Annotated in this window: 7 protein-coding genes; all 7 read right to left on the minus strand. The window is 72.8% G+C overall.

Annotation, left to right across the window (positions count from 1 at the left end):
- Positions 1 to 23: 23 nt before the first annotated feature.
- Positions 24 to 1,817, minus strand: coding sequence for an acyl-CoA dehydrogenase family protein (locus ACIQWG_RS13050; RefSeq protein ID WP_404094113.1), 1,794 nt, complete (start codon positions 1,815 to 1,817; stop codon positions 24 to 26).
- 10 nt (positions 1,818 to 1,827) lie between these two features.
- Positions 1,828 to 3,516, minus strand: a complete 1,689-nt coding sequence (locus ACIQWG_RS13055) for an acyl-CoA dehydrogenase family protein (RefSeq protein WP_404094116.1) — start codon at positions 3,514 to 3,516, stop codon at positions 1,828 to 1,830.
- On the minus strand, positions 3,513 to 5,138 hold the full coding sequence (locus ACIQWG_RS13060) for a PfaD family polyunsaturated fatty acid/polyketide biosynthesis protein (protein ID WP_404094118.1): 1,626 nt from the start codon (positions 5,136 to 5,138) through the stop codon (positions 3,513 to 3,515). The genes ACIQWG_RS13055 and ACIQWG_RS13060 overlap by 4 nt, the downstream gene beginning before the upstream one ends.
- A gap of 86 nt (positions 5,139 to 5,224) precedes the next feature.
- A complete protein-coding gene (locus ACIQWG_RS13065) occupies positions 5,225 to 12,697 on the minus strand; it encodes a beta-ketoacyl synthase N-terminal-like domain-containing protein (RefSeq protein ID WP_404094121.1) in 7,473 nt (2,490 codons plus the stop codon).
- 126 nt (positions 12,698 to 12,823) lie between these two features.
- Positions 12,824 to 19,969, minus strand: coding sequence for an SDR family NAD(P)-dependent oxidoreductase (locus ACIQWG_RS13070; RefSeq protein WP_404094124.1), 7,146 nt, complete (start codon positions 19,967 to 19,969; stop codon positions 12,824 to 12,826).
- A gap of 212 nt (positions 19,970 to 20,181) precedes the next feature.
- Positions 20,182 to 20,448, minus strand: a complete 267-nt coding sequence (locus tag ACIQWG_RS13075) for an acyl carrier protein (protein WP_383403773.1) — start codon at positions 20,446 to 20,448, stop codon at positions 20,182 to 20,184.
- Between the two features lie 532 nt (positions 20,449 to 20,980).
- Positions 20,981 to 22,531, minus strand: a complete 1,551-nt coding sequence (locus ACIQWG_RS13080; RefSeq protein WP_404094127.1) for an MFS transporter — start codon at positions 22,529 to 22,531, stop codon at positions 20,981 to 20,983.
- Positions 22,532 to 22,653: the final 122 nt, after the last annotated feature.

Genomic DNA, 22,653 nt, shown 5'->3' on the forward strand with positions numbered 1-22,653 from the left:
GTGATCCCCCGGTCCGTGGCGGCTCAGAGGGCGGCGGCGGCTTCGTCGGTGACCCGCTTGGCGAGCGGGAACTGCCAGTACGAGAACAGGCGGTTCTCCTGGTGGAAGTGGCGCAGCACCTCCATGACCTCGTCCACGACGGCCTGGGAGGTCACCGGCTCGTGCGGGAACAGCTGCCGGCGCACCCGCTCCAGCTGGAGCAGCAGCAGGGACGCGCTGGGCAGCGGGGCGTCCATGGCGCCCCGCGAGTGGACGTAGGTGAGCACGCAGGCGGCGGCCGCGTGCACCAGGCAGTACTCCTTGGCCAGTTCGAACAGTTCGGGCGACTGCGCGTAGTCCTTGCCCAGCGTGCTCTTCAAGGCGGCGGCGCGCTCGCGCAGCGAGGCGGTCCGGCCGACGAGTTCCTCGCCGAGGTCGGCCGCGCAGCGCAGACGGTCGGCCTCGGTGCCCTCCGCCGTCTCGGCGAGGGCGCGCAGCCGGCGCAGTCCGTCGGCCGCGGCCAGCACGGCGTCGTCGCCGCCACGGCTGAACAGCTCCTGCTTGACCGGCTGGTACACCGGCAGTTCGCGGTCCATGTCGAACAGGGTGGCGGCGCGCTCGGCGGCCCGCTCGCGGGTGCTGTCGTCGGCCTCGGTGGCCTTCTCCAGCAGGCCGGCGAGCTGGTGGCCGAGGTTGCGCAGGTTGACCACGGTGTTGCCGTCGGCGATGTCCGTGATCAGGATGTCGCGGACCATCTTCTGGTGCATGCCGTAGTGCGGGTGGTCGCGCAGGAAGGTGCGCGCGCCGAGTACGACGGTCAGCTGGGACAGCGTCTTCTGGAGCAGCGTCGGCACCTGGTACTTGACCACCGAGGACCAGACGCTGATCTGCTCGGGCGCCGCCTGGAGGGCGCGGGCGGCGCCGAGGACCATCGCGTCGGCGACCATCAGGTCGGCGAACGCCTCGGCCAACTGCCGCCGGGTGTAGGGGACATCGCTGATCCGGTCGCCGAACAGCACCCGGCGCTCGGCGAAGTCGAGGGCGAGACGCAGGCTGGTGTCGACGGCGGACAGCGCCAGGTGCATCAGCACCACACGGGCGGTCTGGCTGGTCTTGAGGGCGATCTCCAGGCCCTGGCCCTCGCGGCCGATCATCGCCGAGTCCGGGACGAACGCCCGCTCCATCCGCACGCCGCTCAGGTCGAGGGCGCGGGTGCCGTAGAGCTCCTCGAAGGGCAGGTCGTCGACGGTGCCGGGTTCGGCGCGCCACTTGTCGAGGACGAACAGCGAGTACGCGGCGGGGCCGGGGCGCTTGCCGGTGCGGGCGAAGACGACCATCTTGTCGGCGACCGTGGCGTTGCCGATCGGCCACTTCTCGCCGGTCAGCAGCCAGCCGCCCGCGGTCTTCTCGGCGAGCACCTCGTTGGCGACCAGGTCGCTGCCGTGCACCCGCTCGGACAGGCCCCAGGACACCGAGCTGCCGCGCTTCATGTCGGCGACCAGCGCGCTGTTCTGCTCGGAAGTGCCCAGGATCCAGGCCGGCATGAAACCGAGGCTGTTGAGGGCGAGGCCCACGGCGGTCGACGGGTCGCGGCGGGCCACCAGCCGCATCAGGCCCATGCCGGTCTCCACGTTGCCGGCCTTGCCGCCGTCCGTGTCGGGCAGGCAGTGCAGGTGCAGGCCCCAGCGGCGCAGCAGGGCGACGAACTGGTACGGGTACTCCCCGCGGACGTCGTGGTCCAGGATCTGGGTGAAGGGCATCCGGCTGTTCGCGTCGTGCGGGTCGCCGAGATACTCCTCCAGCGAGGCGGCCAGCACACTCACGTCGGACTTGGACATCGATGAGCTCCTATCGGGTGGTGGCCAGCCGTACGGGCGCGGCGGTGAACAGCCGGTCGTCGTCGCGCAGTGCGAGGACGGCGTCGAGCGCGGGGGTCAGCAGGTCCCCGCGCCGACGCGGGTCCACGCCGTCGGCGCGGGCGAGGAGGAAGGCCAGGGCGGCACCGAGCCAGCCGGTGGAACCGGGCTCGGCCCCGTACAGGGACCGGTCGCGGTTGGCGTTCCACAGGTGCAGGCAGCAGGCGGCGGCGTGCAGCCAGGCGTACCGTTCGGCGGCGTCGACGAGCGCGCTGGGGTCGGCCCCGCGCTGCTGTGCGGCCCGGACCAGCTCGCCGAGCCCGGCCACGGCGTCCGCCAACCGCCGTGCCAGGACGGCGACTTCGCCCAGGTCGTCGGCGAGGGCGGCGGCGGTCTGCGGCAGTCCGGCGAGGATCGGGTCCGAGCCGCGGGCGAACATGTCGAGCCGGGTGGGCTCGTACGGCGGCAGTTCGGCGTCCAGCGCGAACACGGTGTCCACGGCGGCCGGGTCCGGGGCGGCCTCGCCGTCGGTGAGGGTGGGCAACTGGCCCGCGTAGGAGCGGAGGTTGGCGAGGGTGCTCGCGTCGATGACGCGCACCACCGCCGAGTCCCGCTGGAGCTTCTGGAACAGCCCCGCGCCCCGGTCCCCCTCGCGGAGCACCGAGCGGGTGGCGAGCACCGTGCCGCAGCGGCGGATCAGCTCGTCGCAGGCCTCGGCGACCACGTGCTTGGCGGACAGCGCCCACACGCTGAACGCCTCCGGCACCACATGCACCCCGCGGGCCGCGCTGAGCGCCACCGCGTCCGCGGCCAGCAGCGCCGCCGCGGCGACGGACAGCTCCCGCCGGGGCCAGGGCGATTCGGTGAGCGGGGCACGGCCGACACGGCGGTCGGCGGCGAAGTCCAGGGCGATGCGTACAGCGGTGTCGGCGATGCCCAGGCTGCCGGCCATGCTCATCAGCCGGACCGCCTGCTGGGCCTTGACGGCGGCCTCCAGTCCGGTGCCCTGCTTGCCGACGAGCGCTCCGGCCGGCACCGGGGTGTCGTGGAAGCGGAGCGTGGCGAGGTCGATGCCGCGCATGCCGCCGGTGCGCGGGGCGGGCAGCCGCTCCAGCCGCTCCCGCGGGACGCCGGCGATCTCCAGCAGAACGGCGGAGAAGGCCCCGGGGCCGCGTTCGCCGGTGCGGGCGACCACATAGACCGCCTCGGCGCGCAGGCCGAGGCCGACCATCCACTTCTCGCCGCTCAGCACGCCGTCCGGGCTCAGCCGTACCTCGTTGGTGAGCAGGTCGCTGCCGTGTCCGGCCTCGGTGAGCGCGAAGGCGACGGCGCCGCCCCCGCGCAGTATCTCGGCCGCCCGCAACTGCTGCTCCAGGCTGCCGTGCACCTGGAGGCAGGTCGCGGCGATGATGCTGAACATCGTGCCGGGCATGATGTTCACGTCCCGCCGGGCCGCGGACCTGACCAGGGTGAGACTGCGGTCGAAGGACTCGAAGGCGCCGCCCCACGCCTCGGGCAGGTAGTTGAGGTGGAAGCCGGCGCGCACCAGCTCCGCGCACAGCTCGTCGGGGAACTCGTCCCGCTCGTCACGGGCGACGGCGGCGGCGAAGCCGTACGGGTTGGTGGCGTCGCCGGGGTCGCCGAGCCGCCGCTCCAGTTCCTCGGGGGTGAGCGCGCTCATCGCAGGCCCACCGTGGATCCGTGCGCGGGGCTCTCCAGCGGCACCGGGCGGTAGTCGGCGGCGGTCGGCGGAATGTGCACGCCGGCGGTGCGCAGTTGGGCGAGCCGGGTGTGGAAGGCGGCCCCGCGCATCAGGTGGTGGGCCACGTCCGCGACCCGGCGGTTGCCCGGCGTCTTCAGATAGCTGCCGGTCACCCAGTCGTTGAAGCTGCCCATAGCCGGGCCGCACCAGACCTGGTAGTCCATGGTGCGGCCCTCGTCGCCGGTGACCGCCCACCGGGAGGACATGCCCAGGTACCAGCGGAACACCAGCGCCATCCGGCGCTTGGGGCTGCCCTGGGCGCGGGCGAGCTGCTCGGGGTCGCGCCGGGTGAAGTAGGTGACGCACTCCTGCCAGACGTCCTCCAGGGAGCGGCGGAAGATCTGCTGCTCCAGCCGTGCCCGGTCGGCCGGCGGGATCGACTCCAGGCCGTCGCAGGTCTGGTAGAGCTCGTACAGGCGCTTGGCCCGCATCGGGAAGAGCGTGCCCTTCTTGAGGACCTGGAGTTCGACACCCATCTCGAACATGTCGGCGGCCGGGGCCATCTCGCAGTCGGCGATGCCGGCCTCGGCGAGCATCGCCTTGGACTTCGCGGAGGCGCCGGACTCCAGACAGGACTGGTTGACCGAGCCAGTGACGACATAGGCGGCGCCCATCGCGAACGCCGCCGCCACCGCGACGGGCGTGCCGAGGCCGCCGCCCGCGCCGACCCGGACCGGGACGGCGTAGCGGAACTCGCGCTGCACGCTGTCGCGCAGCCGCAGGATGGACGGCAGCAGCGCGGGCAGCGGGCGACGGTCGGTGTGGCCGCCGGAGTCCGCCTCGACGGTGATGTCGTCGGCGAGCGGCAGATGGTGGGCGAGCGCGGCCTGCTCGGAGGTGATCAGACCTTGTTCCAGCAGGGCGCTGACCACCGGGGCGGGCGCCGGGCGCATGAAGCGCTCGGCGGTCTCGGTGCGGGAGATCTTGGCGATCAGCCGGTTGTCGGCGATCACTCGGCCGTCCGCGTCCCGGCGCAGTCCGGCCAGCCGGTAGCGCACCACGTGCGGGGTGAGGTCCATGTACGCGGAGGCCTCGACACAGCGCACGCCGTGCCGCAGGAACAGCTCGACGGCCTCCCGCTCCAGCCGGTCCTCGCTGGGGCTGTGGATGAGATTGACCGCGTACGGCAGTCCGGGGATCTCGGCGGCGAACCGGGCCAGCGTCCGCTCGATGGACTCGGGCAGCAGCCCGGCCGCGCCGAAGGAGGCGAGGAACCCCTCCCTGGCCAGGGCGATCACCATGTCGGCGGAGGCGATCCCGCCGGCCATGGCGCCGGCCATGTAGGGCTGGGCCACGCCGTGTGCGGCGCGGAAGGCGGCCGAACCGAGGCGCTCGGGCGGCAGCGGCTGGGCGGCGGCGAGCAGCGGCAGACCGTCGCCCTGGGCGGTGGCGAAGCCGCCTGAGGCCGCGCCGATGCCCTCGGGGGTGAGGACGATGAAACAGGGCTGGTCCAGGTCGGCCAGCGCCTGGTAGATCCCGGCCGGGTCCGTGTTCGGGTACCGGTCTCCGTACCAGCGGAGAGGGGTGTCGCGGATGTCCATGGTGAAACGAAGCTCCTTGGCTGGGCGGCGGGTGCGGGTCGGGGCCTGTGCCGGGCGGGCGGGATGCCCGGCACAGGCCCCGGCCGTCACGCTTCGGCGGAACGGACCTCGATGGCCACGTCGGTCAGTTCGTAGATGCGCAGGCCCGGCTTCCACAGGTCGGCGTCGCCGATGACCAGCAGCCGGCCGTCCTCGCGGCGGACCTCCTTGACGTGCACGTCGAAGAAGAGCTCCTTGTCGTGACGCAGGATCTGGCCGCGGTACTTCCAGGACATCTCGACGTCGGTGGCCATGGCGAAGCGGGGCCGCTCCATGCCGTCGGCGAGGTTCTGCTCCAGCACGAACAGCCGGAGGGCCTGGAGGACGGCTTCCACGCCGAGCGAGCCGGGCATCACCGGGTCGCGGTGGAAGTGGCAGTCGAAGTACCACTCGTCGGGGCGGATCGCCCGGTGGCCGTACAGATAGCCCTGGTCGTGCCGGCCGCCGTCGACGACCAGGTCGACGCGGTCCACGAGCGCGAACTTGTCGCCGGGCAGGTGCAGATGGCCACCGCTCGGGTCCGTGAACGCCGGGGCGCCCTCGGGGAGTTCGATCCGGCGGACCCGGGCGGCGTCGGGCTTCTCGGACTCGATCCAGGGGGCGACGTACGTGCCGTTGTCGAGGCCGACCTGGTTGGCGAGGGCCGCGTCGCTGAAGTAGCCGAACAGGGACTCGCCGGTGTAGAAGACCTCGCCGTCCGCGGAGAGTTCGTAGCTGAAGTTCTGGAGGACCGCCCCGTGCACGGCGCTGGTCATCAGCAGCTTCGAGTGGTGCCGGACGGTCCTGCCGCGCAGGTCGATGTCCTTGACCAGGGTGGCGCGGCCGTCGAGGTTGCGGATCGCGTACTTCTCCTCGGGGTTCTTCAGGGTGGCGCCGAGGTAGTAGCCGAGGAAGATCGCCGCCTGGAGGGAGGACTCCATGTAGACCGCGTTGGGCATGTGCGGGTGGGAGTTCTGCCCGTAGTACCAGGCGTCGCCCGGGGAGTCGTACTCGGTGACCATCTCGGAGCCGGGCGACAGGTCGCCGCGGGTGCCCTTGAGGGACATGACCCGGTCGACGAACTGGAAGTCGCCGTTGGGGATGTAGGGGGCGCGGCTGTCGCGGTAAACCTCGAACTCGGGGCCCATCGCCATGTCGAGCAGTCCCTTGGCGGCGTGCGCCAGGTGCAGCTCGTTGATCATGGCCGGCTCGCCGGCGCGGTTGCGGCGGCCGAGGAACTGCGGGATGCCGCCGGCCTCGGGCCGGTAGGGCGAGCCCTCCTTCTCGCGCACCTGGAGACCGAGGTTCTTCATCCGGATGACCGGCTTGTCGCCGAGGTAGATGAGGACGTCGGCGATGACGGTGGCGCGCGGCAGGAGCGTCAGCTCCATGACCTCGACCTCGTAGCGGATCTCCTCGTGGGCCTGGGTGATCTGGCCGCGGACCTGGACCTCGATCGGGGTGTCCGTGACGCACTGGAAGCGGGCGTCCGGGAGGGTCAGGTGCATGCCCTGGTGGAGCAGGTAGATCTGGAGCAGCTGTACGGCGCCCTCGGCGACCAGTGAGCCGGCGAGCACATGGTCGTCGGGGAAGTGGCAGGTGAAGTACCAGGCGTCGGGCTGAAGTTTCTTGATCGCGCTGAGCGTGCCGAGGCCGCGGGGGCCGCCCTTGCGGTCGATGACGACGTCGTCGACCATCCGCAGCTTCTCGTCCGGCAGACGCAGCGCCGGGTTGATGCCGGGGTCCTGGGCGTGGTCGGGGCCGAAGACGTCGCCGGGCCGGCCCTGGGCGAGCAGGTTCAGGTCCTCGGTGGTGAGGTAGTTCTTCTCGGTGTAGGCCAGCGGCTTGAAGTAGCCGCGGGGCAGCTGGGCGCGGGCGGCCTTCTCCTTCTCGGTCATCACGACGCCGAGCGGGGTTTCGAGCTCCTGCCGGCTGAAGAACCCGGCGCAGGCGTCGTGCAGTTCGAGGATGAGCTCGTCGTCGGCGTAGCACTTGTAGCTGAAGAAGAAGAGGGTGGTGTCGCCCTGGTGCACGAAGCGGTCGATGGAGATGTCGTAGCGCAGGGTCTGGCCGACGCGGGGCAGGTTGCCGCGGAAGATCAGGGTGCTGTCGAGCAGCCGGTAGACGCGCTCGCCCTTGTTGCGGAAGTCGATGCCGAGGTAGCTGACCAGCAGCAGGTCGCACTGGCCGGCCTCGACGGTGACGGCCGGCGGCACACCTCCGTCGACGGCGTACCAGGCGTCCTCGGGGACGTCGTACTCCGTGGTGATGGTGGCGGGCTTGAACTCCCCCGTCGTTCCCTCGATCGCGGTCACGCGGGTGACGAAGTGGTACGGCGGTGCGGGCAGCCGCACGCGCTTGGCGTACCCGTCGATCACACCGAACTCGGGGCCGAAGACCTTGGCGACGGAGCCGACGGCGAACTCCAGGAGGTCGGCCTCGTCCCAGATGACGCCTTCCTTGACGTCCTTCGTGGGGTGGCCGGTCGGCTCGACGGCCGGTGTGCTCGGGGCGGCCGTCGGCAGGGCCGGGGCGGGGGGCGCCGGGGGCAGGGTGGGGCGCGGTGCGGGAGCGGGCGGGGCGACGCGCTCGGCGTGCACCGTCGTCTCGGCGGCCGGCTGTGCGACCGTGCCCTCCAGGAGCCCTTCCATCCGGCTGAGCGCGGCCGACTGGAGGACGTGCTGGGTCTCCATCACCACCGAGTGGGTGGCCACCATCTGGCGGCGCATCTCCCGCACCAGGTCGGCGGCGACGGCCGCGGAGGTGCGTCCGACCCCGTGCGCGGTCGGTCCGGCGACGGTCGACGGCGGCAGGACGGGGGCCGTCGGGGCGGGCGGCGTCTCGGCGGCGGGAGAGCCGACCGGCATGTCGGGTGTCCAGGGCAGGTACGAGATCGGGGTGCCGTCGAAGGTGATGACCTCGGCGTCGGCGAGGGTCGGGTCTGCGGGCATGAGTGCTGAGTCCTCCGGCGGTACGGACGGGACGGGGTCGGGCGCCGGGCGGGCGGCGACGGGGTGCGGGGCGGGCGCGGCTGCCGGCGGAAGTGCCGAGGTGGCGGCGGGACCGGCGCCCGGTACGGAGGGGGTTCCGGCGGAGGGGGTCGCCGTGGCGGCGACCGCGCTGACGCTCGGCACGGATGCCGCGGTGTCGAGCGCGGCCGTCGAAGGAGAGTTCGCGGACCGGGCGGCCGTGACCGCCGGGGTTGCCGTCCCGGCCGTCGCGGCCGTCGCGGCGAGTTCCCGGGCGATGCGGGACGGCGCCGGGTCCGCGCCGCCCACCCGGAAACGGGCCGGGCGGGCGGGACGGGACGGGACGCGTTCGGCCGCCGGGTCCAGGAGCAGGGACAGGTCGACGTCGAGGCCGTGGGCGGTCAGCCGGGCGGCGAGCTGGGCGATGGACTTCGTGGCGGAGACGCCACGCCGGTCCACCGGGGCCGCCACGTGCACCGACTCGCCGAGGGTCTCGCGGACCCAGCGGGAGCAGGTGGCGCTCGGGCCCACCTCCAGGAAGTAGCGGAAACCACGCTCGTAGGCGCCGCGCACCAGCCGCGGGAAGTCGATCGGGGACCGCAGGGTGTGCGCGATACGGCGGGCGATCTCCTTGCGGTCCAGGACGGGCAGCGGCTCGTAGTCGTATGCGCTGAGCAGGTCGAGGTCGCCGAAGGAGCCGGTCGGGTAGTCGTTGAGTCCGGCCAGTCCGTCGAACTCGGCGTCCACCACCGGGCAGTGCATGACCGCGTTGACGGGCGAGCGCGCCGCGGGGCAGTCCAGTTCCTTGATCAGGGCCCGGCACTGGGCCGCGTCGCCCGCGATGACCAGCTCGGCCGGGGTGTTGACGTGCGTGAGGTGGACGCGGTCGTAGCGGGGCAGCACGGCCCGGACCGACTCCGCGTCGGTGAGCAGCACATGGCTGGCCCACACGTCGGAGTCCCTGGTGGCGTCCGGCAGTCGCCACGCCTCGCGCACCGTGCGGCGCGGCCCGCACAGCCGGTCCTTGAAGATCGGCGTGTTGCTGATCAGCGCGTCGTCACGGCCCTCCGGCCGCCAGCCGCCGGTGGCGAACAGCATGCTCGACTCGCCCAGGCTGTAGCCGAATCCGCCGTGCGCGGTGATGCCGAGCACGTCACGGACGAGGTCGGTGTAGAGGATGGCGAAGCTGGTGCCGGTGGCGAGCATGAACGGGATGTCCTCGCCGAGCCCCGCCTCCAGTCCCATCAACTCCCGTCGCCCGAGGGCGGCTTGGGAGCGGGGGTAGAGCGCGGTGGCGCGCAGGTGGCGTTCCGGGGCGTCGGCCTGTGCCTCGAAGCGTTCCAGCAGTCCGGGGAATGCGCGGAACAGGTCCTGCCCGAGCCCGGGATAGGAGTTGAAGGCGCCCGGATAGACCAGCGCGACCTTCCCCTCGGGTCCGATCGGGCGGGCGGTGAAGCAGCTGCCGGCCGGGGTGGTCCACTCGCCGCCGGAAGCGTGTACGGCGGGCAGATCCCGGGCGGCGAGGTCGAGTTGGGCGCGCAGCTCGGCGCGGTCGCGTCCGACGAGTACCGCCCGCAGCGTGCGGCCGGTCAGCTGCCGGGACGCGTCGCGGGCGAGGGCGTACGGGTCGGCGTCCTGGGCGAGCAGCTCGCGGTGCCGTTCGATCGCGGTGAGCAGGTGGTCGAAGGAGTCCGCGGAGAGCGGGAGGACGACGGGACCGCCGGCCCGCTGCCAGTCGCCGGCCGTGAGCGTGCCACGGGTCGCGTCGGCGGACAGCACGAGGTGGCCGTGGGCGCCGGACGCGCCGATGAAGCCGACGGCCGCGTACCTGCGGGAGCCGGCGGTGCGGCGCAGCCAGGGGCGGGAGGCGTCCGGCACGTACAGCGCGGAGGACGCGAAGTCGTCGGCGAGTTCGGTGTCCGGGCGGCTCCAGCCGCTGGTGCCGGGCAGATAGCCGTGGTGCAGGCAGAGCACGGTCCGGATGAGCCCGGCCATGGTGGCCGCGCAGCCGGCGTCGCCGATCTGGGCCTTGGCGCTGCCGAGCGCGACCCGGCCGGTGCGGCCCACCGGGCCGTCGGCGTCGGCGTCCGCCGGGTACACCCGTGCGAGGCCGGCGATCTCCGCCCGGTCCTCGGCGGCGGTGCCGCCCGCGTGGGCCTCGACGTAGCCGATGTCCTCGGCGGTGATGCCGGCCGCGGACAGCGCCGCTTGCGCGGCGGCGGCGTAGGTGCCGGCGTCGGCCTCGGGCACCCGGCCTTCCACGGGTGCCGCGTGCCGGATCGCGACCGAGTCGAGGCGGGCGTACACGGGTGCGGCCGCCTCGCCGGGCCGGGTGACGACGATCGCCCCGGCGCCCTCGCCGATCCGCCGGCCCCGGCCGCCCTCGCCGAAGGTGAGTCCGGCCTCGGCGACCACGTCGGGTCGCAGCAGCAGGTTCTCGGCGGAGCCGGCCAGGTCGACGGCGCCGACCAGGACGGCCTCGATGCCCGGGTCGAGCAGCAGCAGCCGGGCGACCTCCAGGGCCTCGGCGGTGGCCGAGCCGTCGGAGGAGACGGTGAACGAGGGGCCGGTCAGGTTCCACAGGGAGGAGATGCGGCTGGCCATCACGTTGCCGATGTAGCTGAGCACCTCGTTGGCGACGATCGGGTCGACCACCGCGTCCCGGCCGACGGCGGTCAGCCGGGCCAGTTCCTCCTCGTCGACCTGGAGGCCGGCGCGCTCGAACTCCTCGCGTATGAAGGCCCCGAGACCGTAGCGGGTGATCCTCAGGTGGGTGGTGGGCTCGGTCTCCATTCCGACGACGACCGCGATGCGGCGCGCGGGCGGGGCGCTCTCGCCCTTGGGCGCGGCCCGGCTGTATCCGGCGTCGTGCAGGGCCTCGTCGGCGACCTTGATGGCCAGGGCGTGCTGGAGGTTGTAGGTGCGCAGGTCGGCGGGCGGGATCTTCAGGTCCATCGGGTCGATGCCGAGCCCGTCGACGAAGGCGCCGTGCGGCAGCGCGTCGGGCGAGACTCCGGCGCCGTGTTCGAGGGAGCCGCCGCGGGTCTGGTCGAGGCCGCGCCAGCGTCGTTCGGGCAGCGGGATCAGCGCGTCCCGCCCGCTGTGCACGGCACGCTCGTAGGCGTCGAGGGAGTCGAAGGAGCCGTAGTGCGCGCCGAGTCCGGCGATGTCGAGGGCCGGTACGGGCGTCTCGGGGGCCGGGTCCTCGGCGGTCGCGGTGTCCGGGGCGGACAGCACGACGTGTGCGTTGGTGCCGCCGAAGCCGAACGCGGAGACCGCCGCGCGGCGCGGGCCGTCGCCCTCGGGCCAGTCGCGGCCGGTGCGGACGAGGGCGTTCTCGCCGACCTGACCGTCCTTGGAGCGGACGGGCTGCTGGATGCCGGTCGTGGGCGGGATGTGGCCGTTGCCCATGGCGAGGATGACCTTGAGCATGCTGCTGAGGCCCGCCACGGTGAGCAGGTGGCCGATGTTGCCCTTGACGGAGCCGATCAGCGGGACGTGGCCGGCCGCGCCGAAGAAGTCGGCGACGGACTGCGCCTCGGTGGCGTCGCCGATGGGCGTGCCGGTGGCGTGGCACTCCAGGTAGTCGATGGTGGTGGGGTCGATACCGGCCTGCTCGTAGGCCAGTCGGTACGAGCCGAGCTGGCCCTGGCCCTGCGGCACGAGCAGATGGCGGCCGCTGCCGTCGTTGGTGAGGCCGATGCCGTCTACGACGGCGTGGATGCGGTCGCCGTCGCGCAGCGCGTCCGCGAGCCGCTTGACGGCGACCATGCCGGCGCCCTGGCCGGTGAGGATGCCACCGGAGGCGGCGTCGAAGGGCTGGCTGAAGCCGTCGCGGGGATAGGCGCCCAGGTCGCCGAAGGACAGGTGGATGAGGGTGGGGTCGGGTGCGCAGACGCCACCGGCGAGGACGAGGTCGGCCTGTCCGGCGGCGAGGTGGTCGCAGGCCAGCTTCAGGGCGTACAGCGCGGACGAGCAGGCCGCGTCGAGGGCGTAGCGGGGACCGCCGAGGCCCAGAGCGGCGGCGGTGACGCCGGCCGGGGAGCCGCTGACCCGCAGGTCCTCGGCGTTGAGACGGGCGGGGTCGATGCGGTCGGCGGAGTGCGCGAGCGCGCCGAGCGGCGGATGCCCGGCCCGGCGCAGCCCCTCCAGTACGGCCTCCTGCACCAGGGGCACGCTGACCTCGGCCGAAGTGGGCGTCGGGAACGAGTAGTTGCCCAGGATCAGGCCGGTGCGGGCCAGGATCTCCGGGCGGTCGGCGTGTCCGCTGTCGCGCAGGACCTCTCTGGCCACGTGGAGCGACCAGTGGAAGATCCGGTCGAGTTCCGCGAGGTGAGCGGGGTCGAGCAGATAGCCCTCGGGGTCGAAGGCGAAGTCGGTGATGAAGCCGCCCCGGCGGCAGTAGATCTCGTGCCGGGGGTCGATGTCGCGGGGTTCGGGCGTCTGGCCGAAGACCTCCTCGCCTCCTTCCCGGCGGCTGTCCGCGCCGGAACGGAGGTTGTGCCAGAACTCGGCGGGCGTCTCCGCTCCCGGGAACAGGCAGGAGAGGCCGACTATGGCGTACTTGCTCATGAGAGCTCTCGGGTCCCTTCTGACGGGCGGCCGGCCCGGACGGTGGCAGGGTGAGGAACCGTCCGGGCCGACCCGATCGCTTGCGCCGGCTGTGCTCGGACGCGGCTCGGCCGCGCCCGGGCGGAGTCAGCCGCTGATGAACTGGGCCGCCAGCTGCGGGGCCGAGACCGCGCGGACACCGTCGAACCGGGCCAGCACCGTTCCGTCGGTGGCGCAGGCGGTGATGGTGAGCGACGCGGTGGTGGAGGTGCTGCCCCGGGCGGGCTCGACGACGATCAGGAACGGTGCGCCGTCGGGCAGCGGGTGGTGCAGGTCGGCGCGGGTGACGCCGAGCGGCAGGGACGCGCTGTCGCGGAACATCCAGACCCAGACCAGGGCCGCCTGGAGCAGCAGGTCCGCGGTGCCGGGCGCGAACCTGGAACCGCCGAACGCGCCGCCCTCGGGCCGCAGTTCGGCCAGTTCGCACTGGAGGACCAGCCGGGACTCGTCCTCGGCCAGGATGCGGCGTATGCCGCGCAGCGCCGGGCCGTGGAAGAGGGTGCCGTCGGTGTAGATGCCGTCGGCGTCCCGTCCGCCGCCGAGCGTCGGCAGGCCGCTGATGGTGGCGGGGGCCGGTGCGGTGCCGGGGGCGACCACGGCCGCGTAGTGCGGGCGTACGGCGCCCTGGGCGTCCGTGGACCGGATGGCGACGCGGACCGTGTTGTCGGCCGGGGTCATCGTGAGGGCGAGCCGGTCGGGCTGGGTGCCGTCGAAGACGATGCCCTTGTGGACCTCGAAGTCGGTCACTTGGCGCACCTCGGTGCCGCTGCCGCGTTCCACCGCGCCGATCGCCCAGCCGAGAGCGACGGCGGCGGGCAGTACAGGGGACTGTCCGATCACGTGGTCGGCGACGATCGGGTCGCCGGGCAGGGCGTCGAGGCCGCGCTCGACGGTGACGGCACCGCCGGCGGCGGGACGCTCGGGCTCCGACAGGGGGGTCGTCGGACCGAGGACGGTCACCACGTCCGCGGCGCGGTCGGCGGCGAACTGCTCGGTGAACAGCCGGGCTCCGGTCTCCACCGGGATCAGGGTGATGCCCCGCTCCCGGAAGACGGCCTTGATCTCCGGGGAGACCATGCCGCTGTCCCAGGCGCCCCAGTTCAGCGAGGTGACCCGGGTGGCGGGGTGGCGCTGCTTGAAGGAGGAGGCCCAGGCGTTGAGGACCTCGTTGGCCATGGCGTAGTCGGACTGGCCGCGGTTGCCGAAGAACCCGGCGACCGAGGAGAACAGGATCACGTGGCGCAGGCGGTCGGCGTCGAGCGCCTCGGCCACGGTGCGCAGTCCGGTGAGCTTCGGCGCGAAGACCCGCTCGATCTCGGAGGCCTTCTTGTTGGCGATGAGCTGGTCGGCCAGGACTCCGGCGCCGTGCACCAGGCCGGTGACGCGCTCCTTGTACGGGGCGAGGGCGGTGGCCATGGCGGCGGCGTCGGTGATGTCGACGGCGAGGTACTCCACGGTGCTGCCGGCGGCGCGGATGCCGGCGAGCGTGTCGCGGATCTCCCGGGCGCCGGTCACGGCGCGGAAGAGCTGCTCGACCCGCTTCGGGGTGGGCTTCTCGCCGGACGCCTTCAGCTGTGCGGCGGCCGCCGCCTTCAGCCCGGCGTCCTCGACGCCCTGCGCCCAGGCCGGCTCGTCCTCCAGCGGGGTGCGGCCCAGCAGGAGCAGACCCGGCTGGTGGCGCCTGGCCAGTTCGGCCACGCACGTGGCGGTGATGCCGCGTCCGCCGCCGGTGACGACGATCAGGTCCTCCGAGGTGACGGCGGGGACGTCGGCCGTCGCCGGGTGCAGCGGCTGCTCGGCGAGACCGAGTCCGACCCGGCGGGTGCCGTCGTGGCCGGCCTGTGTGGCGTCGGTGGCCGCGTCCTGCGTCTCGGCCAGCACCAGGGCCGCGCCGGTCTCCGGGGTGAGCTCCGGGGCCAGGTCGACGGACCGGCAGAACAGCCGCGGTGCCTCCACCGCCAGGGTCTTGACCAGGCCGGCCGTACCCGCGGCCGGGGCGAGGTGCTCGGCGACGCCGGTGAGTCCGAAGGCTCCGTCGAGACGGGTGACGGTGACGAAGGCGGCACGGCCGCTGTCGGCCGCGGTGTTCAGCGCCTCGACCGCGTGCTTGGCCACGAGCAGGGTGTGGGCGAGCCGGCGGGTGCCGGCGCCGAAGTCGTCGTGGTGAGTGGCGGAGAGGTCGAGGACCAGGCTGATCCGGTCGGCGAGGACGACCTCCATCTGCTCGGCGAGTTCGGTCACGCCCCAGCCGGACAGCGTGTGGTCCTTGACGCCGCTGATGCGCTGGGCCACGCCGGGCAGCCGCAGCACGTGCACCCGCGTGCCCGTCTCGGTCAGCTGCGCGGCCAGGGCGGTCGCCAGCTCCGAGCCGTCGTCCACGATCAGCGCGCCGGAGCCCTGCGGGTAGGCGTCCACCAGCCGGTCGGGCGTGGGCAGTTCGACGAGCGCGGCCTGCGCGCGGCCGATGCCGGCGCCGGACTCCTCGGCGTGTCCCGGCTCGGCGGCGACGGCAGTCGTGGCAGCCGGGGCCTGCGTGGCGGTGTCACCCGAGGCGCCGGACATGAACTCGACGATGTGGCGCAGAGTGCGCAGCTCGGCCAGCTGCTCCGGACCGGCGGCGACGCCGGAACCGAACTTCTCCTGCATCACACCCATGATCTCGACCCGCTTGATCGAGTCGATCCCCAAGTCCGCCTCGACATCCATGTCCAGGTCCAGCATGTCCGCCGGATAACCGGTCTTGGCGCCCACCACCTCCAGCAACGCCGCCTCGACACCCGCCGCGTCAACCGCGGGCACAGCAGCCGCAACCGGGGCGGCAGAAGCGGAGGCACCAGCCATGAAACCGACGATGTCCCGCAGCGTCCGCAGCTCAGCCAGCTGCTCCGGACCGGCCGCGACACCGCCACCGAACTTCTCCTGCATCACACCCATGATCTCGACCCGCTTGATCGAGTCGATCCCCAGATCCGCCTCGACATCCATGTCGAGCTCCAGCATGTCCGCCGGATAACCGGTCTTCGCACCGACCACCTCCAGCAGCGCCGCCTCGACACCCGCCGCATCGACGGCGGGACCGGCAGCGGGCGCGGGAGCCGGCGCCGACCCGGCCGACGAGGCCATGAAGCCGACGATGTCCCGCAGGGTCCGCAGCTCGGCCAGCTGCTCAGGACCGGCGGCGACACCGCCACCGAACTTCTCCTGCATCACACCCATGATCTCGACCCGCTTGATCGAGTCGATCCCCAAGTCCGCCTCGACATCCATGTCGAGCTCCAGCATGTCCGCCGGATAACCGGTCTTCGCACCGACCACCTCCAGCAGCGCCGCCTCGACACCCGCCGCATCGACGGCGGGACCGGCAGCGGGCGCGGGAGCCGGCGCCGACCCGGCCGACGTCGCCATGAAGCCGACGATGTCCCGCAGCGTGCGCAACTCGGCCAGCTGCTCAGGACCGGCGGCGACACCGCCACCGAACTTCTCCTGCATCACACCCATGATCTCGACCCGCTTGATCGAGTCGATCCCCAAGTCCGCCTCGACATCCATGTCGAGCTCCAGCATGTCCGTCGGATAGCCGGTCTTGGCGCCCACCACCTCCAGCAGCGCGGCCTCGACTCCGGCCGCGTCCACGCCGGGCGAGGCCTGCTGCGGGGCCGGCTGGACGGCCGGTGCGACCGGCTGGGCGGCGGTGGCCGGTGTGGTGACGCTCAGGAGCTGAGCGGCCGGTGCGGGGGCAGGGGCCAGGGCGGCCGGGGCCTCGGTGGGCAGGGTCGGCTGCGGGGCCGGCTGCGGGGCGATCCGCGGCGTCGCCGGCGCGGACACGGGGCGGGGTGCCGGGGACGGGACCGCAGCGCCCAGCTCCAGGCCCGCGAGGTCGCGCAGGATCTCGTTGGCCCGCTGGTGGCTGCGGCCGATGTCGATCCCGTGCTCCTTCACGGCGTTGACCCCGGGCAGGATCTGGCCGAGCCGGTCCTGCTCGGCCGCCCGCTCCACGAGGCCGGTGAGTCGCTCGGCGCTCTGGAGCTGGCTGGTCAGATAGTCCTCGTGCAGGGCGAGATGGTCGGCCATGAGATCGGCCAGGCGGTCACTGTCCACGTGAGGGGTCTCCATGACGGTGGAAGCAGGAGCGGGGGTCGGGGCGGCCTGGGCCGCGGGGCTCGGCTCGCGCACCGCCACGGCGGCGGCGGCCGCCGAACGCGTCGCGGGGGCCGCGCCGTTGGAGCCGACGGTCGCCGCGACGGCGGGCGCCGGGGCGGCGGGCGCCGGGGCGGCCGCACGGACGGGAGCGGAAACCGACGGGGCTCCGGCACCGGCACCGGCGGATCCCGCGCCGCCGGGTCCGCCCGTCGTGCCGGCCGGCGCTCCGCCGCCCGTCCCGGGCAGGGTCGGTACGGCGATCCGGTACCCGTTGTCGATCGCGTCCCGGTACTTGGCCTTGCGCTCGGGCGAGACGTAGTTGATGCCGTTGAGGAGGATCGACATGCCCTTGGCGGGCGTCTCCTCGGCGACGGGCTCGACGTAGCGGTCGGTGGTGGCCAGCGGCAGCCCGTGGACGGCGAGTTGGGCGACGGCCTGCTTCAGGGCGACGTCCGCGTCGCGTCCGGGGCCGGCGTCCAGCGACAGCGCGGTGTGCTCGCGGTCGCCGAGGATGCGCCGTACGAGCTGGGTGAGCACGCTCTTGGGGCCGAACTCCACGAACACCCGGTGTCCGGCCGCGTACATGTCCTCCACGCGCGTCGCGAAGTCGACCGGGTTGATGAGCTGCTCGGCGAGGACCGTGCGGTTGGCGGCGATGTCGTCGCCGTACGTGGCGCCCTTGGTGTTGGCGTAGACGGTGCCGGCCGGGGCGCTCACGTCGCAGCGCTCCACGTCGGCGCGGAAGGCGTCCACGGCGTGGCCGACGAAAGGCGTGTGGAACGCGGCGGACACGGGCAGCCGGCTCGCGCGCAGGCCGGCCGCGGTGGCTTCGGCGACGAGGCGCTCGACCTCCTCGGTGGGGCCGCCGACGACGATCTGTTCCGGCGCGTTGCGGTTGCAGATCACCACGTCGGTGCGCTGGGCGAGCAGTTCGCTCACCCGCTCCTCGGAGGCGGCGACCGCGGCCATCGCACCGGCGTCGAATCCGGGGTCCTGAGGCGGCGCCATCGCCTTGCCGCGGGCCCGGGCCAGCGCGAAGAACGCCTCGTCGGTGAGGGCTCCGGCGGCCCACAGTGCGGTGAGTTCGCCGAAGCTGTGGCCGAGGAACCCCTCGGCGGCGAAGCCGAGTTCGGTGAGGTAGGCGAACTGGCCGGCCGACAGCGCGCCGATGGCGGGCTGGGCGTAGGCGGTCGCGCGCAGCGCGCTCTCCTGCTCGGCGCGCTCGGCGTCGCCGAACACGGGCGGCGGGAAGGCGATGCGGGACAGCGGCTCCACGCCTTCGAAGTGGCGGTTGGCGGCGTCGAACGCGGCCCGCAGCGGCGGCAGCGCCAGCACGGCGGAGCGGCCCGGGTTGACGTACTGGCTGCCCTGCCCGGCGAACAGCGCGGCGACCTTGCCCGTGGGTGCGGCCGTACGGCGGAAGTACACGCCCTTGGGGTGGGACCAGTCGCCGGCGTCGGGGCGGGCGCGCAGTTCGCCGAGGGCGAGGGTGCGCAGGTCGTCCAGCTCCTGGGCGCCGCGGGCGACGAGGGCGACGCGGGCGTGGTCCGCGGGGGCCGGGCCGCCGGTCGCGGGCGCCCCGGCGGCGAGGGCCTCGGTGAGCTGTGCGGTGTCGGGCGCGTGCCAGAGGTGGACCGCCGCGACGGGGTGGGAGACGCGCAGGTCGTCGCCGTCGCCGTACTCCTCCATCACCACGTGGAAGTTGGTGCCGCCGAAGCCGAACGAGGACAGCGCGGCGCGGCGCTTGGGCCGCTCCGGGGTGCGGATCCAGGGCCGGGTCTCGGAGTTGACGTAGACCGGTCCGTCCGTGAAGTCGATGGCCGGGTTGGGCTCGTCCACGTTGATGGTGGGCGGGAGCACCTTGTGGTGCAGGGCCAGCGAAAGCTTGATCATGCCTGCGGCGCCGGCCGCGGCCTTGGTGTGCCCGATCTGCGACTTGATGCTGCCGAGGGCGGCGAAGCGCCGGACGTCGCTCGCCTCCGAGACCACGGCGGACAGCGCGCTCAGTTCGGTGGCGTCGCCGACGGCGGTGCCGGTGCCGTGCGCCTCGAACAGCTCGATGCTCGCCGGTGAGCAGTCGGCGTCCTCGTAGGCGCGGCGCAGGGCGACCATCTGGCCTTCCTTGCGCGGGGCGTAGATGGACTTGAAGCGGCCGTCGCTGGAGGTGCCGATGCCGCGCAGCACGGCGTAGATCTTGTTGCCGTCGCGCTCGGCGTCGGAGAGGCGGCGCAGCGCGAGCATGCCGATGCCCTCGCCGATCAGTGTGCCGTCGGCGTCCTTGTCGAACGGGCGGATGTGCCCGGACTTCGACAGCGCCGGCGTCTTGCTGAAGCAGAGGTACATGAAGATCGTGTTCTCGGCGTCGCAGCCGCCGACGAGCATGGTGTCGGCGCGCCGCTCGACCAGTTCGCTGACGGCGGCGCGGACGGCGCCGAGGGAGCTGGCGCAGGCGGCGTCGATCGTCATGTTGATGCCGCCGAGGTCGAACCGGTTGGCGACGCGGCCCGCGACGACGTTGCCGAGCATGCCGGGGAAGGAGTTCTCCTCCCACGGGGCGTACGCCAGGCGGAACTTGGCGACGATCTCCTCGGCGTCCCGCTGGGACAGGCCGCAGCTGCGGACGACCTCCTTGAGCACGCCGCTCTGCAACCGCGCGGTGAGCGGCTGGGTGAGCTGGTTGGCGCCGGTGATGCCGAGGACGACGCCGGTGCGCGCCTTGTCGTACCAGGCCTGGTCGGCGCCGGCGTCCTTGAGCAGGTCGCGGGTGACGACGAGGCTGAGCAGCTGGAGGACGTCCGTGACCTCCAGGGTGTTGGGCGGCAGCCCGAACTCCAGCGGGTTGAACGGCGTGTCGGGGATGAAGCCGCCGCGCTTGGCGTACGTCTTGTCCGGCACGGTGGGGTCCGGGTCGTAGTGCTCGTCGACGTCCCAGTGACCGGCGGGCACGTCGTCGATGCAGTCGGCGGCCGAGACGACGTTCGACCAGAACTCCCGCAGATTGCTGGACTTGGGGAAGAGCGCGGAGAGGCCGACGATGGCGATGGGATCCCGGGCGAGCCGACGGTCGAGGTCGGATTCCTGCGAAGAGTTCACGGCGAATCTCTCTGGATCTGGAGCGAACAGGGAGGTCGTGGGCGGCGGCCGGGCGGACCCGGTGAGCGGGCCCCGGCCGGCGGTGGCCGTGCGGGTGGTGGTCCGGGGGCGGGGCCGGCGCGGCGGTCCTGGACGTGCGCTCTACGGGAGGCGCCTGGCGGCGGGCTCCGGGCGGACGGTGGGGGTACGGACCGGCCCGACGCCCACCGGAGTCAGGCCGCGGCGGTGCGCTGCTCGGATTCCTCGGCGATGTGCGCGGCGAGGGCCTCGATGGTCGGGTGGTACCAGAGGGCCGTGGTACCGAGCTCGAACCCCAGCCACTTCTCCATCTCGCCCGCGATGATCAGGGCGGCGGTGCTGTCGAGGTCGAGCTCGTCGAAGTACTGGTCCGGCGGGACCTCGGACGGGTCGACGCCGAGGCGCGTCGCAATCTCGTCGATCAGCCACTTCTGGGCCTCGTCGGCCGTGATCTTCACCATTTCCGATCCTCTCCGAACGGCTAGTCGCACGTTTTCCGGGGGTTGGGTGGATTGCAGCAGCGTGCCGCACCGCAAAGGTGCGGATGTCTCGGTAATGAGGGCCACGACGGGCCGGGCAACGCAAAAAGAGCGCCGCGTCCGTGAACCTACGGCCAGGGTCGTCGACGGGCAACCTGCACAGTGCCCGGAAAACACTTCCGGCGCGTACGGAAAGGGTTCGGCGGCGGACTTCGGCGCGTGTCAACCGCGCTGATCAGCGGTTTTTGTGCAGCGCTGACCAGGGATGGCGCCGATGTCAGGCTACAAAAGAGATGTCAGCGTCCGTGTCAGCCCGCACGTCGGCAATATGTTTGCCGGGCTCGTCGTGAATGGCAGCAGCATTGCCTGGACCGGGCCGCGCGTAAAGGCAATGGACACCAAAAGGAGGGACTCGTCACCCAGAAGTCGACTCCCCAACGGAAGGTTAATTCCGAGGAGTGCGATTCCGGGACGAGTCCCTCCGGCCGGTTACGTGGAATACCGGGTTCCGCGGTCACACCGCGCGAATTCCGCCCTCCGGTGTCTTCGCGAGGTCAGCGGCGGCCGGCGGGGAATCCGTCGCCGACTGCGCACTGGATCCGCGCACCACGAGCAGCACCAGGACGCCCGCGACGATCGCCAGGATTCCCCCGGCGAGGAACACCTGGTCGAGGCCGGCGGCGTAGGCGTCCTCGACGACCCGCTGCGCGGCGGCACGGGATTCCCCGGGGACCGAGGCGAGAACGTTCGCGGACTGGCCGCCGGTGACGAGGTCGGCCTGGTCGTCGGCGCGGCCGAACAGCCCGCTGTCGGTCAGCTTGGTCGCGACGACCCCGGACAGGATGGTGCCTACGGCCGGGATGCCCAGGGCGAAGCCGAGTTGGCGGAAGGTGTTGGCCGCGCCGCCCGCCATGCCCATCCGGTCGGGCGGGGCCGCCGCGAGGGCGGCCGAGGCGAGGACCGGTGAGGCGATGCCGACGCCGACGCCGGCCACCAGGAAGCCGGCCAGCAGCGCCGTCCACCCGGAGGTGCCGGTGAGGGACATCTCCAGGAACGAGCCCACGCCGATCAGGAGCAGGCCGCCGCCGATCGGGTACTGCGGCGGGACGCTCCCGAGGAACCGGCCGGCGAGTCCGGCGGCGAGGAACGACATCGCGCTGAACGGCATCAGGATCAGACCGGCCTTGACGGGGCTGAACCCGAGCACCGACTGGGCCCACACCGACACGAACACCAGGTTGGCGAAGGCGGCGGCGCTGAACACCACGGCTCCGGTCATCAGGGTCGCGAAGGACGGCGTGCGCATCAGCCGAAGGTCCAGCATGGGGTCGCGCCGGCCGCGCTCGACGAGGATGAACAGCACCAGCGCGAGGGCCGATCCGCCGAACAGGGCCAGGGTGCGGCCGTCGCCCCAGCCGTCCTCGCCCGCGTGCAGCAGGCCGAAGATGAGCAGGGTGGCGACGAGGGTGAAACCGATCGTGCCGGGCAGGTCGATACGGCGGTCGGACCGGGTCGCCGAGGCGGACAGGTAACGGCCGCCGATGTACAGGGCGAGGGCCGCGACGGGCAGATTGACCAGGAAGATCCAGCGCCAGTCGAGGTGCTGGGTGAGCAGACCGCCCAGGATCGGACCGGCGGCCGCGGCGGCGCCGTTGACCGCACCCCACATGCCGAACGCGACCCCGCGGTCGCGCCCGTGGTAATTGCTCGCCAGCAGCGCGGTGTTGGTGGCGAACATGGCGGCCGCGCCGAGTCCCTGCACACCGCGCGCGGCGATCAGTATCTCGCTGTTGCCGGCCAGACCGCAGGCGAGCGAGGACAGGGCGAAAACGGCCAGGCCGGCGAGGTAGACGCGCCGGGCGCCGACCAGGTCCGACAGGGATCCGAGCGCCATCAGCAGGGCGGCGAGGACGAGGACGTAGATGTCCACGACCCATTGCAGGGCCGAGAACGAGGCGTCGAGCGAATCGGTCATCTGGGGCAGCGCGACGCTCACGATGGTCACGTCGACGAGCAGCATGAATGTGCCCAGGCACACGGCCAGCAGCGGCATCCATTTGCGCATGGCGTGGAGCCTCTCGGGGTGGGTTCGGTGCAGGTGGGGAAGGCAGCCGCACCGGGGCGGAAGGGGCGGCGGGACGACATCTCCCGCAGAGGTCGAGCGACCTCTGTTAGTCACTGTCTAAG

The sequence above is a fragment of the Streptomyces sp. NPDC098781 genome (genome assembly GCF_044759995.1).
In the GTDB taxonomy this organism is placed as follows: domain Bacteria; phylum Actinomycetota; class Actinomycetes; order Streptomycetales; family Streptomycetaceae; genus Streptomyces.